A 15,723-nucleotide genomic window follows, 5' to 3' on the forward strand; every position below is an offset into this window, starting at 1 on the left:
CTTTCTCAGATCAGCTCGTCGGGGAAGCGGTTGACCACGAAGTACTCGGGCACGACGCCCTGCGCCGGGACGAGGACGTCCTGCCGCGCCTCCACCGAGGCGAACGGCACCTGCGCCATGCGGCCGTCGTCCGCCTGGAGCACGTAGTAGTCGGCGCGGGGCACGAGCATGAGCGGGCCGGTGAGGGCTGCGTACGTGATCCGGTTCCCCTCGGCGTCCTCGGCGAGCGCGTGGTCGGCCACGAACACCCGCCGGCCCCCGGCCTCGTAGCCGGCCTGCACGACCGATCGGGCCGCCGCGTACTGCACGTTGTCCCAGCGACGCCGCAGCCGCCCCGCCTCGGAGGCGACGGCCTCCGGCCAGGTGAACGGCGCCCAGCCGTCTGCGGTGCGGACCAGCGGGGTGGCGGAGACCGGCCTCCCCGACTTCGACAGCGACTCCTCCGCCGCGCGCGCGAGCGACGCCAGCGAATCCGCGTCCTCGGCGTAGCCGACGACGACGATCCCGGGCTCCGGGACGATGATCACCGGCGTGCCGTTCGACGCCAGCTGAGACAGCGCCGCCGGGTTCAGCAGGACGGATGCCGCGAACGGCACGCCCTCGATCACGAGAGCCGAGCCGTACGAGCGCACCTCCGCCTCATCGTCCGCGCGATTCGCCCGGGCGGCCTCGACCACGACGTCGATCTCGACGCCCCAGGCCTCGAGCATGCTGCCGTTCACCGGTACGTCCGCCGTCGGCAGGTCGAGGCTCGCGCCGACGTAGTAGTCGGCCACGACGGGCAGCGCCGACGTCGCTGCGTCTGCGGCCCCCTGCAGCGCGAGGTGCTGAGCCCGGATCTGGAACGGGATCAGCCCGACGGGCCACGGTGTGAGGAGCGGGGTCGCCTCTGCCAGGGACCGCGGGATGTCGATCTGCGTGGTCATCACACTTCCTGCCTGCTCGTTCGTCGTTCGGGGTCAGACACCGGCGAGGTCGCGCGGGTAGTACTCATCGTCGCGGAACGATTCATCGTCGAGACCCAGCGCCTTCACCACGCCGAGAGCCTCGAAGGCCCAGTAGCCGTGATACTGGCGCTTCTTGACCTGCTCGTGGCCGCCCCAGCCCCAGGCGCCCTTCCACGCCGGATACCACGACGCGAGGTACTTCGCGACGGCGCCGGATGCCGCCGCCGGAGACGCCGCGTCGAAGGCCGCATCCAGCTTGCCGACGATCCGGGGGAAGGCCAGGGCCTCCCCCACCGGGCGCCCGGGGCGGCGCGACGCGATGAGCCGGTCGAGCAGCCGATCGCCCCACCCGAATTCGACCGCCGCGACGACCCGGTCGAAGGTCTCCTGGTCGACGTCGAAGACGAGCGAGAGTGAGACCAGCCACAGCCATTGGCGGTAGAAGTCCTTGTTCTTGCCGAGTTCGAACCGTTTCGCCAGATAGTCGGCGGGCAGATGCTCCGCAGAGAGCCGGCGTGCGCGCTCGGCTGCGGACAGCAGCACGTCGAACTCCTCCCGGAGTCCGTTGAGCGACGCACCTTGCGAATAGAGGCTGGTGAACAGATCCCACTGCTTGTTCATCGCGTTGGCGGCGCTCAGGCCGAGGATCTCGGGCTTGTTGAACGTCTCGACCGGGCGCGCCAACCGCGCATCCTCCGAACCGCAGATGCCTCGGAGGTACTCCACGACCCCGTCGAAGTACTCCTGATCAGCCCTGGTGTCCCGAAGCATCCTCACCCTGCCTTCCTTCACTCCGCTGTCGACGCCTCTGCGCGATGGCTCGGTGCGCAGTCATGCGCGAGAGTCCAGACGATCGACGACCCGGTTCCTCACGGCGCCCCCGGCTCTCCGAGTACGGCGTCGAGGACTTCCGCCACGTTCGGCCTCCAGTACCTCGAGAACGCGACCGCCGCCCCCTCGTTGCCGCGGCCGAAGCCGGCCCAGTCCCCGGAGCCGTCCGCGTGCAGGAACACGCCGTCGGGATCGGAGAGGTCGAGACGGAAGCCCGCGCCGAGATTCTCCGCCGACGCCGGGGCATGCACGTCAGGCAGCCCTCGCCGGTAGCGGATGAGACGTGCAGTCCAGTAGGCGACGTAAGCCTGCGCCCATTGCGGGCTGGGCGTCCACATCTTCATCGCCGGGGCCCCGCGCGTGACCCTGCGAGCCACCTGGATGTACTCGGGGCGCTGCAGGATCAGGAAACCGCGGGCGTAGTCACCGATCACCCATTCGTCCTCGGAGCGCGGTCGGCGCGCGGACCACTCGAGTTCGGAGAACGGCGTCGCGAACGCGGGGTCAAGCGGGAAGCTCACGGATCACCCCCGCGTCCAGCAGCTCGAACACATTCATCTGCGCGCCGTTCGCACCGAGCACGAGGACATACCGCGCCCCGCCGCTGCGGCCGAACAGGGGCGCCGTCGTGCCCACCTCGATCCGCCACCCGTCCGGCAGCACACCGGTGAACTCGTAGCGGTGCAGCCGTTCCGAGGTGTCGGACGGCAACAGGGACCGCTGATCGAACGTCCCGCCGAGGATGGTGAGGAACGCGTCATCGGGAGCGCCGAGACGATCGACCTGCGCCGGAAAGACATCGAGGAATGCTGCGATGTCGTCGAACACGACCCGCTGGCCCGCGACGGCGCCGTTGTTCGGCGCAGGTCGCAGGTCCCCGTGTTCATCGAGGTATCGCGCCGCCCACTCTTCGCGCGTCAACGCCTGGTTCACAGCTCCACCACTCTCATCCATCCCAACTTAGCCGGACCCGGGGACATCAGTCCTGCCGCGAGGCGAGCCAGGCGCGCCAGCTGTCATGATCCAGAACGGCGGAGGATGCGCCCGATGAACGCTGTTCCCGTCGCACAGCTTCCGCCGGTGCGAACAGGGGCGAACCGTCTGCCGAACGCACCGACGACTCGAGTTCGTCGTCTGAGGCGGTGATCAGCTGCATCAGCGGCAGCGCGTGCGTGAAGGACGCCCTGCCGGGGAACCATGCCCAGGACTCACCTGCCCAGCTCAAGCGCGTGCCCTCAGCATCGGAGGAGACCTCAACGCCCGGAACCTCACCGAACGAGGCCACCCTGAGGGCGGGAGCGAGCGACGACCGCAGCAGTTCGAGCATCGGAAGACGCAATGCGTTCGACTGCATGACCGTGCGCGGAGCTCCGTGGTCCCACACCCGCCACTCGAACAGTCCCTGCTCTGGTTGCGCCATGGCGCTCCCCGAGAGGAGATCGCCCTGCTCCAGTACGCCGTCGTGATTGACGAGAGCCGTCTGCTCCACGGTCAGGTCGAGAGCGCGCAACGGTGCCCACGACAGGATCTCCCCGGCCAGCGGACCCGCGTCACGCCGGATGCTGACCTTTCGCATCACCACGTGTCGATCTCGAAGAGATCAGCGGCGATATCGCTGTCGAGCCTCACATCGTCGCCGTCCGGATTCCGCACGACGAGCTGCAGCCCCCCGCCGTCACGCCCATAGGCGTCGGCGATGAGCCCGATCTCGATCGTGTAGCCCGGCGGCAGCTGCGCTCCCTGACGGAAGGCGATCGCGGAGTACTGATCGGTCATGCGCTGCCCCGGGGGAAGCGCCCGATCATTGAACGATCCGCCGCCGATCCCCAGGAATCCGCCGCTCAGCCCGCCGAGCCTGTCGATGCGAAGGTTCCCGAACTCGCGAAGGAACGCATCGAGGTCATCGAACTGCACGCGTGTCCCCGGAACAGCTCCGAAGTTCGGTGCGAAATGCATGTTGCCATAGGTGTTGCCATCGGCGTCCGGCGTGGCGTTGGGATCGCGATCGACGTACCGCTCGCTCCAGGATGCCTCGGTGTGCTCCGGACCGTTGAATCCGTCGTGACCCCACGGCTGCCCGTCGAAGTCGATCAGCACGGCGCCGCCTCCCGGAGGAAGGTGCGGCTTCGGGCCGAACGCCGGGTTCATCGTCCCAGGATCGGGCCGCGGCTGGTTGTACCCGTTGAGGTCGGCGATGATCTCCGGGGTCTCCACGACCCTGGTCCAACCCGGACCGGAGTCTGCGGTGCCCGCGATGATCTCCTGCTGCTCCGGCGTCAGGTCCTGTAGTTCGGCCGGGTCATAGGGGGGCGTTGCAGGCGGAGTCGTCCCGTCATCGACGGGTCCGTCACCGCCATCGTCCCCGCTGCCCGCATCCGCGTCACCGGGCGCGTCGTCTCCGTCTCCCGCGCCCGTTCCGGCATCGGTCCCGCCGGTGCTGGTGCCGTCGGCGTCGTCTGCCGCATCAGCGACGTCCGCGTCATCGGATGCTCCGGATGCCGTCTGCTCGGAACCGCTCGGCGGGGTGGAGGCGTCGCCGTCGCCGACAGGTCCGGATCCCGGCTTCGCAGGCCCGCGGCTTCCGCCGTCGCCATCGGCGCCGGATGGCCCGTCGCTGTCCGGGCGGCTCCCGGCGAAGGCATCGGCCGAGTTCCGGACGACATACCCGTCGGAATCGAGCTGGCGAACGTGCACGTCGCCGTCAGGCGTCACGCGGATCACGCCGCTGCCCAGTTCGCCGGAGTCGAGTGCATCCTTCACGCCGTCGACGTGCACCTGATCGACACCGTCCATCGCGCCGTCGATCCGGTTCGCGATCCAGAGATCGCTCATCTGGCGGCCGTCTTCGGTGTTCCCCAGGCGGGCGGTGTTGTACTTCGCCTCGATCACGGCGTATTCGTTGGTGCCGTCCGCACGTTCGCGGACGTAGACGCCGTCGATCCCGTTCGCGTTCGTGTTGTGCGAGCCGTCGGCGCCGGCGTCGATGCGCGTCCAGCCCTGGCTCTCCATGTAGTCCTGCGCGACGAGCTCGCCGTACTCGCCCTTGTTCGCATTGAGCGGCGCGTCGGGGTCGCCGTGCTGCGTGTTCCAGTCGTCGAAGGACAGCCGCTCGCCGTCGGGGCCGTACAGCGTGTCCATCCGCGGGTTGAGCGGATCACCGTCGCCGTCTGCGCCATCGCCGTCCGGGTCGGCACCGTCGGCGTCGTCCTCGGGCGTGCCATCGCCGTCTGCGTCTGCGTCGTCCTCGGGCGTTCCGTCGCCCTCGCCCTCGGCGTCGTCGCCGCGCGGGGTCTCGGCCTCCCCGTCATCCGGAGTGTTCCGCGGCTGGTCCGTGCGACCGCCGGGGTTCGCCTCGGCATCCGGGTCGGACTCGGGGGTCGGGTTCGACTCGGGGGTCGGGTTCGACTCCGGGCTCGGGTTCGATTCCGGGGACGGGTTCGACTCCGGGCTCGGGTTCGACTCCGGCGTCGGGTTCGACTCCGGCGTCGGGTTCGACTCCGGCGTCGGGTTCGACTCCGGGGTCGGGTTCGACTCCGGCGTCGGGTTCGACTCGGGGGTCGGGTTCGACTCGGGGGTCGGGTTCGACTCGGGGGTCGGGTTCGACTCCGGCGTCGGGTTCGATTCGGGGGTGACGTGGATCTCCGGGCTGGTCGGCGCATCGCCGTGGTCGGTGGGAGCGCCGCCGCCGTCACCGCCGCCGGGGCCGATCTCGTTGCCGGCGCCCATCGGCCCGTCGTAGTCCGTCTTGATGTCGTTGCCGTCGACCCCGGGACCGTTCACGTCGCCGCCGACACCGGCGGGGATGTCGGCATCCGGAGCGTCCACGTGCCCGTCGACCGTGGTCGACCCCGGACCCTTGCGGCTCGGGAACTTGCCCGACATCGCGACACCGAGGCCGGCGCTCATGGCGAGCGCCGCCGGGGTGATCTCGTCGCCGCGGATGCTGAGATCCACCGCGGTCCCGCCCACGCCGCCCGCGCCGTTCGACAGGGCGCGCACGAGGAACTTCTTGCCCGCGTTCCCGAACGGCGCGGTCATCGCGGCGGTGATGCCGCCGCCGGCGAATCCGCCCGCGAACGCCGCGAGGAAGTTGGGGTTCGGGTCGGCGAGCTCGGCGGCACCGGCACCGGTGGTTCCGGCGACGACCTCGATCGCGACCTTGGTCAGCTTGGGGAACTTCGTGCCCGCCGCCCGCAGGCCGACGATGATCGCCTTGAGCGCACGGGAGAGGTCCATGGCCTTGTCCACGCACTTCTGCACGAAGATGGCGATCCTCGCCGCCACGTTCGCGATGCGGATGGCGATGCCGGAGCCCGCGACGACGGCGGACGCGCCGAACGTCACCACGGAGAGCAGACCGCCGACCGCCATCGCCGCGACGATCTCGATCACCAGCTGCGCCAGCATCTGGCGGGTCTCGCGGTGGGTCTCCTCGATCTGGTCCGCGTAGTCGCGGCAGATGTTGTCGATCTTGCCGATTCCCTCATCGTCCGAGAGGAACTTCAGGATGCCCTCGGAGAAGTCGTCGACCTTGCCCTGGATGCCGGAGATCTCGCCGCTCTCGATGCTTCCGAGCGGAGCATCCGCGCTGGCGATCGAGGTGCTCAGCGAACGGATGTCGCCCTGGATCCCGCGCCAGGCCGAACCGGCCTCGCGCAGCTTGTCGGGGTCGCCGTCCGGGAACAGCATGCCGACGATGTTGAGGATCTGGTCCCAGATCCAGACCGCGGCGGAGTCGAGCCCGTCGACCATCGTGTCCGGCCGGCCGCCGAACGCCGAGGGCGGGGGCGAGACGCAGCTCTCCGTCAGCTTCGGCCGCAGCACATAGGCGGCGGATGCGTCGTAGACGATGTAGCCCGCGTTCGCGTTCGCCTGGGCGTGCGTTCCCGCGCTGGCCATGAGGCCGCGGTCCATGTCGCGCGCCGACACGCCCACGTCGTCGAAGCACTGCAGCGCCGCGGCGGCCATCGCGTCGTACGCCTCCGCGAACGCCTCGCCGCCCGGGTCGGTGCCCGCCATGCCGCCGTAGCCGCTCAGCATCCCCCTCGCCGACGAGCCGTACTGGAACGACTGCGTCGAGACGGCGTTGAAGTTGTCCGCCGCCTCGCGGAACTTCTCCGGATCGATCCTCACCATGTCCCTACGCCCAACTGGATTTCATCGAGGTCTGCGCCTGCTCGTACTGGGTCGCCGCGTACCCCGCCCAGGTGGCGAGGTACTCGGCGTGCGCGGTGAGCAGGGTCGCGCCGACCTGCCAGGTCTGTACCGCGTTGACGAACTCGGCGTTCGCGAGACCCTGCCACTGGCCGCTGACCGCGGTCGTGGCCGCCATCGCCTGCGCCTGCAGGTCGCCGCAGTAGCCGTGCAGCTGCTTGAGCGCCGACTCCAGCCCGCGGATGTCGCCGATCTCGTACTCGTGCTTGCCGGTCACGCGTCAGCGCTCCCCTCGTCGTCCCACGCCGCGTCCGCCCTCTTGATCTGCTCCTGCAGCTCGGTGAGGTCGGCCTGCGAGTCGGTGACGCTCGCCTCGAGCGACACCTTGACCTTCTTGTCGTCCTCGGTGCCGAGCTGCCCGTCCTTGCCGGGCTGGGTGATCGTCACCCGCGCGGTCCTGGACGCGGCGACCAGCTGGCCCTCCGTGACCTCGTAGGTGTTCTGCGCCCCCTGCAGCCGCACCGCGATGCTCATCAGCGCCGTCCGGGTGACCGTGGCGCTCGCGACGAACGCCGTCCACTCCTGGACGAAGGCGTCCGCCGCGTCGCCGGTCCACGTGCCGCCGGCGACGGCGTCGACGACCCCCTGCGCCTGCGCGATCTGCATGTCGAGCAGCGCCGCCGCGTCCATCATGGACGCTGCCGAGAAGCCGAGCGACGGAGTGCTCACCACGAAGTGCACCATGCGGTACCCCCCTCACCGTGACGACGACGGACCCTCCGGGATCCGCGGATGGATTACTGGCGGAAGCTGTTGCCGATGTTCTGCTCGGACTCCTCGTAGGCGAGGGAGGCCTTGTTCAGCTGGTCGCTGATGCCGGTGAGGGACTCCTTGAGCTGGAGGCCGGCGGCATCCCACTGCTCGTAGAGCTCGTTGAAGGTCTCCGAGGCCGAGCCGCCCCAGTCGCCGGCGATGAGACCCTGCACGAGCGACTTCAGGTTGCCGAGCTGCGACTCGATCGAGGACGCGCCGTTGGCGAGCTGGCTCGCGACACCTGCGAGTGATTCTGAGGTGACCTTGATCTCGGCCATTTCATACCCCCTGGGTTGCGCGGCGTCGCCGCTGGTTTGATGTACAGAACATTCCTAACACAGCGGCGGATGCTCCTCCGATGGGGAGAACTCCCCACTGCGGACCCCGCTTCGGCGGGGTGTGAAACGCCGGCAGGGGTCAGACGACGGACAGGGTCACGTCGCCGAGAAGCAGGCGGTCCCCCGGGACGAGCGCGCTGGCGGTGCCCGCGACGAGGGCGTACTGGACGCCGTCGCGCTCCAGCAGCGTCCCGTTCGCCGACCCGGGATCCGTGGCGGTCACGGCCCCGTTCACGGGCCGGAGGACGAGATGCACCCGCGACATCGCCCGGCCGGGGTCGTCCAGGCGCACCGGGACGCCGTCGTGCGCCGGAGCGCCCTGCTCCGGCGAGCGGCCGAACACCAGGACCCGGTCCAGGTCGAGACGGCGCCCATCCGGCAGCACCACCGACGTGGGCACGGCGGGAGCGGCCTTCGCGGCGGGCTTCGCGGCCGCAGGGGCGGCGGCATCCGCGGCGGGGGCCTCCGCTGCGGCGGCGCCGGCGGACGGCGCCTTGGTCGACGGCCGGCGGGCGGGCTCGGGGCGCTTCGCACCGGATGCCGGACGAGGCGCCGGCAGCGGCACGGGAGCGAGCGTGGGCGCCGGGGCCGCGGGCGCGGAGGGCGACTCCGGGTTCGCCGCGGGAGCGCGACCGGGGAACGGCGGCACCGCGCCGCCGACGGCTCCGATGAGCTGGCCGCACGCGGGGCAGAACATGCTGTCCGGCCGTACGGCTTCACCGCAATAGCGGCACTGCGTGCTCATCGTTCGCCCTCCTCGATCGTGCCCGTCGTCCGGCGCGAGCACCGCGTCAGTCTAACCCGCCCCCGGGGGCGCCTCGCTCAGGCCGTGACGTCGGGGACCTGCACCGGCATGTAGGAGCCGTCCGAGAAGAACATGCCCGAGCCGGGGGCCCCGCGGCCGACGTGCGTGCGAGCGAGCTGGACGCCGAACACCTGGGTGCCGATGATCGTGGAGGTCGGCGAGAGCAGCAGGCCCGCGCGTCCCTTCTTCGCCTCGGTGAGGGCCGTCGTGATGGACGCGCCGGCCGACTCGGCGCCGATCCCCACGATGAATCGCGTGTGCTGGCGCGCGGCGGCGAGGGCGCGGTCGAGAGCCGAGTCGCGGATGCCCTCGCTGTCGTCGACGACGACGGTGAGCGGCTCCTCGCCCGCGGCCAGCGCCGCCGCGAGGTCGGCATCCGCGCTCTGCGGCGTGAGCACCGGCAGCCCGTGGCTGCGCGCGACGTCGGAGAGCAGCGTCCCCTCGCGGGCGACGGCGACGACGACCCTCGTCCCGTGCCAGGCGAGCTGGTGGGTGATCGACGCCAGCGCCGAGGTCTTGCCGCTGCGGCGGTCGCCGGCCACGACGAACCCGCCGACCGACGGCCAGTCCACCGTGATCCTGGACAGGCGGTCGCCGCCCACGGCCACCACCGGCGCCTGCGCCGTGCAGCCCTCGAGCAGCGGGAGCGCCGCGGTCTCGCTGAGGCCGATGCGCACAGGGAGCGGGTCGACGCGGAACGCCTGCGGCAGCTCCGCGAGCTGCGGGAACTGCGCGTAGTGCGAGCCGACGTACTCCACGATGCCGCGTGCGGCGGCGGTCTGCCCCTCGCCCGTCGTGTCGGCGGAGAGCACCGCGAACTGCACCTCGGTCCCGTCGGAGCCGAAGAGCGCCCTGCCCGGCGGCATCTCCGAGGGGATCTCCCTGACCATGATTCCGGCCCCGCGGTAGTCGTTGACGTCGCGCATCGGGAGCGCGTACCGCGTGTCGATGAAGCTCGCCACCTTGTCGGCGGCCACGGAGCGGTCGGCGGTGAGGACCACCCGCAGACCCGTCGACGGGCCCTCGCGGAGCAGTCGGAGCACCTGGTCGCGCACGGCGACCATGTCGTCCGCGCTCATCGAGGCGGACAGGCGCTCCCAGCCGTCGATGACGAACACCGCGTACGAGAGCGCGTCCCTGGCGTCGGCGCCGGCCCGCTGCTCCGCGATGCTGCCGACTCCTGCCGCCGCCAGCACGGCCTGACGCCGCGAGAGTTCCGCCCCCATCCGGTCCAGCAGCCGCGGCAGTCGCCCGGCGTCCTGCGGAGTGACCACCGCGCCGGTGTGCGGAGCCGCCGCGAAGGGCAGCAGCGCCCCGGTGCCGTAGTCGACGGCGTAGACGTGGAGGTCCGCCGGGGTGAACCGCTGCACGGCCTGCGCCAGCAGCGTGCGCACGGCCGTGGTGCGGCCCGACCTGCTGCCTCCGAAGAACAGCAGGTGCGAGTCGGTGTGGACGTTCCACAGCAGCGGCCTCTGCGTCTGACGGCTCGGCACGTCGACGAGGCCGAGCACGACCGCGCCCTCCGGCGCCGCATCCTGGTCGAACCGGTCCAGCGGCAGCACGTCGGGCAGCGGCAGCAGCCACGGCGACGGGCTGCGCTCGACGCCGAGGGCCGCGGCTGCCCTGCCTGCGAGCTGGACGAGGCCGCGCAGGTCGGTGTCGTCCTGGTCGGGACGATGCGCCGCCTTCTCCGTCACCGGGAAGCGCGGCGGCAGGCCCACGGTCTGCCAGTCGTAGCGCGCCGCCGGAGGGAGCACGCGCGTCATGCGCTGGTGCCCGAGCCGCAGGCCGGCGACCCGCGCCGTCTGGAACACGATCGGCGCGGCGTCCTGCCCTGCGCGGATGTACCCGCGTCCCGGCGTCGCCGCGGAGATCAGCGCCGCGTCCGGGGTGCCGATCACGTCGGTGGAGTCGGAGCGGTCGGTGACGCGCAGCGCGATGCGCAGGTTGACGTTGGACTGCATCTCCGGAGTGATCACGCCGGAGGGGCGCTGGGTCGCGAGGACCAGGTTGACGCCGAGCGAGCGTCCGACGCGCGCGATGCGCACGAGCCCGTTGATGAAGTCGGGGAGCTCGGTCTTCAGCTCGGCGAACTCGTCGACGACGATCATGAGCCGGGCGAGACCCAGGCGCGCGGCGGCATCCGCGTCCTTCTCCCAGGCGGCGTCGACGTCCTTCGCGCCGATGTCGTCGCGGAGCACCCGCTCGCGGCGCTTGAGCTCGGCGTCCAGGGAGGCCAGCGCCCGCTCCGTCTCGCGTGCGTCGAGGTTCGTGACCATGCCGACGGTGTGCGGGAGCCGGGCGCAGTCGGCGAAGGCGGAGCCGCCCTTGTAGTCGATGAGCACGAAGTTCAGCGCGTCGGGCCGGTTCGCCAGGGCGAGCGAGACCACGAGGGCCTGCAGGAACTCCGACTTGCCCGATCCGGTCGTGCCGGCGACGAGCGCATGCGGGCCGTCTGCGGCGATGTCGATCGCGCACTCGCCCTCGCTGCCGGCGCCGATCACCACGTACGACTGCCGCGGTGCGACCCGCCACTGCTCGACGATCGGCTGCGGGTCGTCCAGGTCGATGCCGAGCAGCTCCGTGTAGCGGACGCTCGTGGGAACGGTGGAGTCGTCGCCGACCCCGCGGACGTGCTCGATCGAGCACATGTGCCGTGCCAGCTCCTCGGCGTACGCGACGCTGACCTGATCGAGCAGGACGGGAGAGTGATAGGCGTCGTTCGACTCGACCCGCCCGAGCAGCGGGTCGCCGGGATCGGCCACCACGACGGTCGACGCCTCCTCGGGAAGTCGGGAGCGGTCGCTGTCGATCGCGATCACGTGGATGCCGTGAGCGGAGCCCTGCTCCAGCAGGGCCACCATCCCCGGGAGCATCCGGTAGCGCCGTGCGCCGTCCACGACGAGCACGACGTGGGACTCCGTGTCGAGCTGCCGGTTGCGCCCGATGCGCTGACGGACGTCGAGGAGCGCGCCGATCTCGCGCACGCGCTCCCTCCTCGTCAGGTCGGTGTTGCCGATCAGCGCGACGGGGCCCACGCCGGGCTGCGCATGCGGCAGCCACTGCACCCACGACCAGGCGTGCTCCTGATCGCGGTCGCAGAGCACCACCACCTGGAGGTCGCGCGGGGAGCGCAGCGCGGTCAGCGCCGTGAGCATGGAGCGCACGACGCCCGCGGTGATGTCGGCGGGGCCGGCGACGCCGACCGGTCCGCTCTCGAGGTCGACCGACACGGGGGACGGCGACACGCCCACCCGGCGCTCATCCCGCCGCTCCTTCTGCGGGCCGCCCTCGAACCGGACGTCGAGCGGGACGTCCGCCACGCCGACCCGGATGCTGAGCGCGTCGGACTCGGAGCGCCTGCGCTCCCAGAGCCGGGACAGGGGGCGGGTGACGACGTCCCTGATGTACACGGGGTCGAGGTGGTGGTACCAGCTGCTGAGCCGCTGCTGGCGCACGTGCACGGCGATCCGCTCCCGGGCGGACTCGATCTCCTCGATCCACTCCGCCTGGGTCTTCTCCCCCTTGCGCTTGGCGATCTTCTTGTTCGCGAAGAACGAGCCGATCACCATGATCGGAGACGCCGCGGCCATCAGCAGCATGATCGGGCGCTGGAACACGAACGCCAGCGTCACGCCGAGGACGACGGGGACGATGGCCGACAGCCACGGCAGCGGCGAGGCGTCCGCCTCCTCCGGCTCGTCGCCGGGGAGGGCGATCGTCGGCGGCGTGGCGGCGGGGCGGATGCGTGAGGGGCGGTTGAACGCGCGCTTGCCGAGCTCGTCCACGGTGATGTCGGCGTCGGATGCCGGGGCGACGCCGAGGCGCACCACGCTGCTGCCGAGCTGCACGAGGTCGGCGGGGACGATCTCGGCGTCGCGCTCGCCGTCGACGCCGTTCACCACGAGGTTGCCGTCGGCGCCGACGAGCTCGAGATGCGCGGAGAGCGGCAGCGGGGACCCGTCGGCGGCGAGACCGCCGGAGACCGTCATCGTCATGTGCTCGTCCTGCAGGTGCGGGTCGGCGATCTTGATCGACGCCCGCGGCCCGCGGCCGATGAGCAGCTGCTCACCCGGTGCGACGGCGACCGACTCCCCCGCGAAGGGGCCGGCGACGAACTCCAGGCGTATCGTGCCGGGGGGCAGCACCACCGGCACGCTGCTCGGCACCACGCCGCCGCTGCGCAGCGAGGCGGACGCGAAGGACGCGGACGGCTCGGCGCCCGGTGCGAGTACCTCGGCGGGGACGTTCAGCGCCTCGCCGATCTCGGACACGGTCGTCGCCTCGTCGACCTTCACGAACCAGGACTCTGCGTGCGATCCGCCGGGGCGATCGGCGACGGTCAACCGGAGGCTCATCGTCCGGACATCCCTTCCAGGAGAAGCGAGAGCGGACCCAGGAGGGAGCCGCTCACATCGGCGGAATCCTCGCCCGCCGGCGGATAGACGAGGTGCAGGGGGGCCTCATCGGCCCAGGACGGCGCGGCGGGCTCATCGCCCTCCAGCGACTCGTCGACGGTGATGCTGCCCCAGCCGTCCTCGCCGTCCGCGGCGATGACGCGGAACAGGAACTGGGCGGGCCCGCCGCCGTCGCCGGAGAGCTCGGCCGCCCCGTCGGGCTCGCACGTGAGACCGTCGGGCTGCGGGCCGGTGCACAGGATCACCCGGTCCTCGCCCCAGGAGAGGGAGGCGAGATCCCACTCGGATGCCGGCGATACGATGTGCAGCGCCGAGGCCCGGTCCACGCCGCCCTCGACGAACGACACCGTGAGCTCGGCCGTGGTCTGCTGACCGGCGTCATCGGTGACCCGCAGCGGGATCGCGACGTCGCCGGCCGCGGAGCCGCGCAGCGACAGGTGCGTGGCGCTGACGCCCGCGGCGAACCCCGGCGGCAGCGTCCCGACCTCGATCGTGGCGCCGCCCTCCTCAGAGCAGACCGCGCAGGTGATCCCCAGCGCCGACAGCGGCACCATCGCCTGCTCGCCGACCCGCACCGGCAGGTCGAGCCGGTCGACGGCCATCTCCGGGGCGGGAGGGGGCCCGAGCCGCACCGAGTACGTGACCTCGAGGCGCGCCGACGCGGACACCAGCTCCACCGCGAGCGGGCGCTCACCCCAGTCGGGGTCGTAGCCCTCCGCGGTGAGCGAGATGCCGTCGGGCTCGCACGCCACGGTGACGCCGTCGAGCTCTCCCAGGCGGCCGCAGTCGATGAGCCACCCCTCACCGGGGCGGATGTCCCCGGTCTCCTGGAACGGGATCTCCACCGCGCCGTTGGGAGGCGGGCCGTCCCCTTCGCCCTCGTCCGCGGCCGTGAGCACCCCGAACGCCGCCGGCAGCGCCAGCGCGAGGAGCGCAGAAGCTCCACGACGCCACGGCTGATACGAACGCATGCGACTCCAAGATTCCGGGGCAGACCACGACTAGGATAGACGGGCCTGATGACCAGAGAGAATCCGCACTGAATCGATGAGCGACATCCCGCGCACGCGCCGAGAGCGCAGCACCTCGCCCGACGGAGATCTCACCGGCCGGACGGCGCTCATCACGACGACCCCCGTCTCCTGGGGCCGCCCCGCCGCCGTCACTCCGCCGGCGATGTCCGGGCAGGTCGGCTGGGACGCGGCGCGTCCGAGCCTGGAGCAGGTCCACGGCGCAATCCGCCCGCTGGAGACCTCCGGCAGCGTCCTCCCCGAGCTCGAGGACTCCCCCGAGACGCGCAGGCGCCCGCTCTGGCGGCATCCGGCGTTCCTGGTCTCCGCGGGCACCACGCTGCTCGCCCTCATCGTCCTCGTCGTCCTGCTCCTCATCGGAGCGTTCGGCACGAAGTCGGCGGCCTCCGACCTCCGCTTCGAGGTCACAGAGAACGTCGTGCGGGCGTCCTGGAGCGGCCCCGACGTCCCGTACCAGGTCATCGTCGTCGACGGCCCGGGCGGTCCCGCCGTCGACGTCTCCCAGCGGGTCACCGGCACCGAGGTGTGGCTCCCGCTCGCCGCGGGGCTCATCGACGAGGGCTCATGCCTGATCGTGCGTCCGGCGGAGGGGAACGAGAAGGCCGAGGCCTCCCTCGATCGCGGAGCGCTCGAGCAGCAGGGAGCGGTCTCCGGGTGCGTGGCGGATGCGTCGGACGGCTGATCGGCGCCGCGGCCTCGCTCCCGTCGCGGTGGCGCTGCTCGCTCTGACCGGATGCTCGAGCGCGCCGTCCGTCCCCGTGTCGACCCCGACGCACATCGATCTCGGGAAGGAGTGGCCGGAGGACGTCGGCAACGGCATCTCGCTGCTGGGCACGGCCGACGCCAGGGCCACCGTGATCGACGCGATGCGGGCGGCCGGCGGCGCGACGATGACCGGGACCTTCGTGGACGCCGCAGGGCGGCGACTGGCGATCGACGTGTCCGGAGGACCGGCGCAGGTCGTCGCCGAGTTCACGGCCGACGAGGAGACGACGCGCATCGCCGTGATCGACCAGGTCGCCTACGTGCTGCCCTCCCCGGCGGTCGCCGCCGCCCACGAGCTCGACGAGGACGTGTACTCGTGCCTCGCGCTGGACGACCCCGCGCTGCGGCAGTGGGAGATGCTGCTCGAGCCGATGCACGCCGTGTCCGAGCTCACGCGTGACGCGAGCGCGATCGCGGATGCCGCAGGGGACGGCGCCAACCTCATCCTCGGAGAGGAGGGCGCCCTCGGCGTGCTCACCGTGCAGCGGGAGGGGGAACCGCTCCCGATCCGCCTGGTCCGGGGGGATGCGGCCGGCACGGTGGATCTGACCTTCTCCGACTGGGGCCCGCCGGAGAGGATCGAGCAGCCGTCACCGCTCGGCGACGGCTGCTGAGCCCGCG

14 protein-coding genes are annotated in these 15,723 nt (G+C 71.5%); 2 read left to right on the forward strand and 12 right to left on the reverse strand.

What is annotated here, in order from left to right; genetic code table 11:
* Positions 1-5: 5 nt before the first annotated feature.
* The 12 genes from G6G98_RS11345 to G6G98_RS11400 form a co-directional block, all read right to left on the reverse strand.
* Positions 6-926 (reverse strand): hypothetical protein, encoded by a 921-nt coding sequence (locus tag G6G98_RS11345; RefSeq protein ID WP_164234256.1) that lies wholly within the window; start codon positions 924-926, stop codon positions 6-8.
* 33 nt (positions 927-959) lie between these two features.
* Entirely contained in the window at positions 960-1,718 is a 759-nt protein-coding gene (locus G6G98_RS11350) for a PoNe immunity protein domain-containing protein (protein ID WP_067355919.1), read from the reverse strand.
* Between the two features lie 98 nt (positions 1,719-1,816).
* Positions 1,817-2,299 carry a hypothetical protein gene (locus tag G6G98_RS11355; RefSeq protein WP_067355922.1) on the reverse strand — a complete coding sequence of 161 codons (483 nt, stop codon included), beginning with the start codon at positions 2,297-2,299 and terminating at the stop codon, positions 1,817-1,819.
* Entirely contained in the window at positions 2,283-2,606 is a 324-nt protein-coding gene (locus tag G6G98_RS11360) for a glycohydrolase toxin TNT-related protein (protein WP_164234254.1), read from the reverse strand. Before G6G98_RS11360 ends, G6G98_RS11355 begins: the two co-directional genes overlap by 17 nt.
* 151 nt (positions 2,607-2,757) lie before the next feature.
* Entirely contained in the window at positions 2,758-3,354 is a 597-nt protein-coding gene (locus tag G6G98_RS11365) for a hypothetical protein (protein WP_164234253.1), read from the reverse strand.
* Positions 3,354-6,914, reverse strand: a complete 3,561-nt coding sequence (locus G6G98_RS11370) for a glycohydrolase toxin TNT-related protein (protein ID WP_164234252.1) — start codon at positions 6,912-6,914, stop codon at positions 3,354-3,356. Before G6G98_RS11370 ends, G6G98_RS11365 begins: the two co-directional genes overlap by 1 nt.
* Positions 6,915-6,918: 4 nt before the next feature.
* Entirely contained in the window at positions 6,919-7,209 is a 291-nt protein-coding gene (locus G6G98_RS11375; RefSeq protein WP_067355934.1) for a hypothetical protein, read from the reverse strand.
* A complete protein-coding gene (locus G6G98_RS11380) occupies positions 7,206-7,676 on the reverse strand; it encodes a WXG100 family type VII secretion target (RefSeq protein ID WP_067355938.1) in 471 nt (156 codons plus the stop codon). The genes G6G98_RS11375 and G6G98_RS11380 overlap by 4 nt, the downstream gene beginning before the upstream one ends.
* 53 nt (positions 7,677-7,729) lie before the next feature.
* The gene (locus tag G6G98_RS11385) at positions 7,730-8,023 is read right to left on the reverse strand and encodes a WXG100 family type VII secretion target (RefSeq protein WP_067355941.1); all 294 of its coding nucleotides are present in this window, start codon (positions 8,021-8,023) and stop codon (positions 7,730-7,732) included.
* A 139-nt stretch (positions 8,024-8,162) separates the two neighbouring features.
* The gene (locus tag G6G98_RS11390; protein WP_164234251.1) at positions 8,163-8,828 is read right to left on the reverse strand and encodes an FHA domain-containing protein; all 666 of its coding nucleotides are present in this window, start codon (positions 8,826-8,828) and stop codon (positions 8,163-8,165) included.
* Between the two features lie 77 nt (positions 8,829-8,905).
* The gene (locus tag G6G98_RS11395) at positions 8,906-13,246 is read right to left on the reverse strand and encodes an FtsK/SpoIIIE domain-containing protein (RefSeq protein ID WP_164234250.1); all 4,341 of its coding nucleotides are present in this window, start codon (positions 13,244-13,246) and stop codon (positions 8,906-8,908) included.
* Entirely contained in the window at positions 13,243-14,277 is a 1,035-nt protein-coding gene (locus G6G98_RS11400) for a hypothetical protein (protein ID WP_164234249.1), read from the reverse strand. Before G6G98_RS11400 ends, G6G98_RS11395 begins: the two co-directional genes overlap by 4 nt.
* A 76-nt stretch (positions 14,278-14,353) precedes the next feature.
* Here G6G98_RS11400 and G6G98_RS11405 point away from each other — a divergent pair, with 76 nt between their 5' ends.
* Positions 14,354-15,019 (forward strand): hypothetical protein, encoded by a 666-nt coding sequence (locus G6G98_RS11405; RefSeq protein WP_067355954.1) that lies wholly within the window; start codon positions 14,354-14,356, stop codon positions 15,017-15,019.
* Complete coding sequence (locus tag G6G98_RS11410; protein WP_164234248.1) at positions 15,003-15,716, forward strand: hypothetical protein; 714 nt, start codon at positions 15,003-15,005, stop codon at positions 15,714-15,716. The genes G6G98_RS11405 and G6G98_RS11410 overlap by 17 nt, the downstream gene beginning before the upstream one ends.
* The last annotated feature ends 7 nt before the right edge of the window (positions 15,717-15,723 follow it).

Source organism: Microbacterium hydrocarbonoxydans, assembly GCF_011752045.1.
GTDB lineage: Bacteria > Actinomycetota > Actinomycetes > Actinomycetales > Microbacteriaceae > Microbacterium.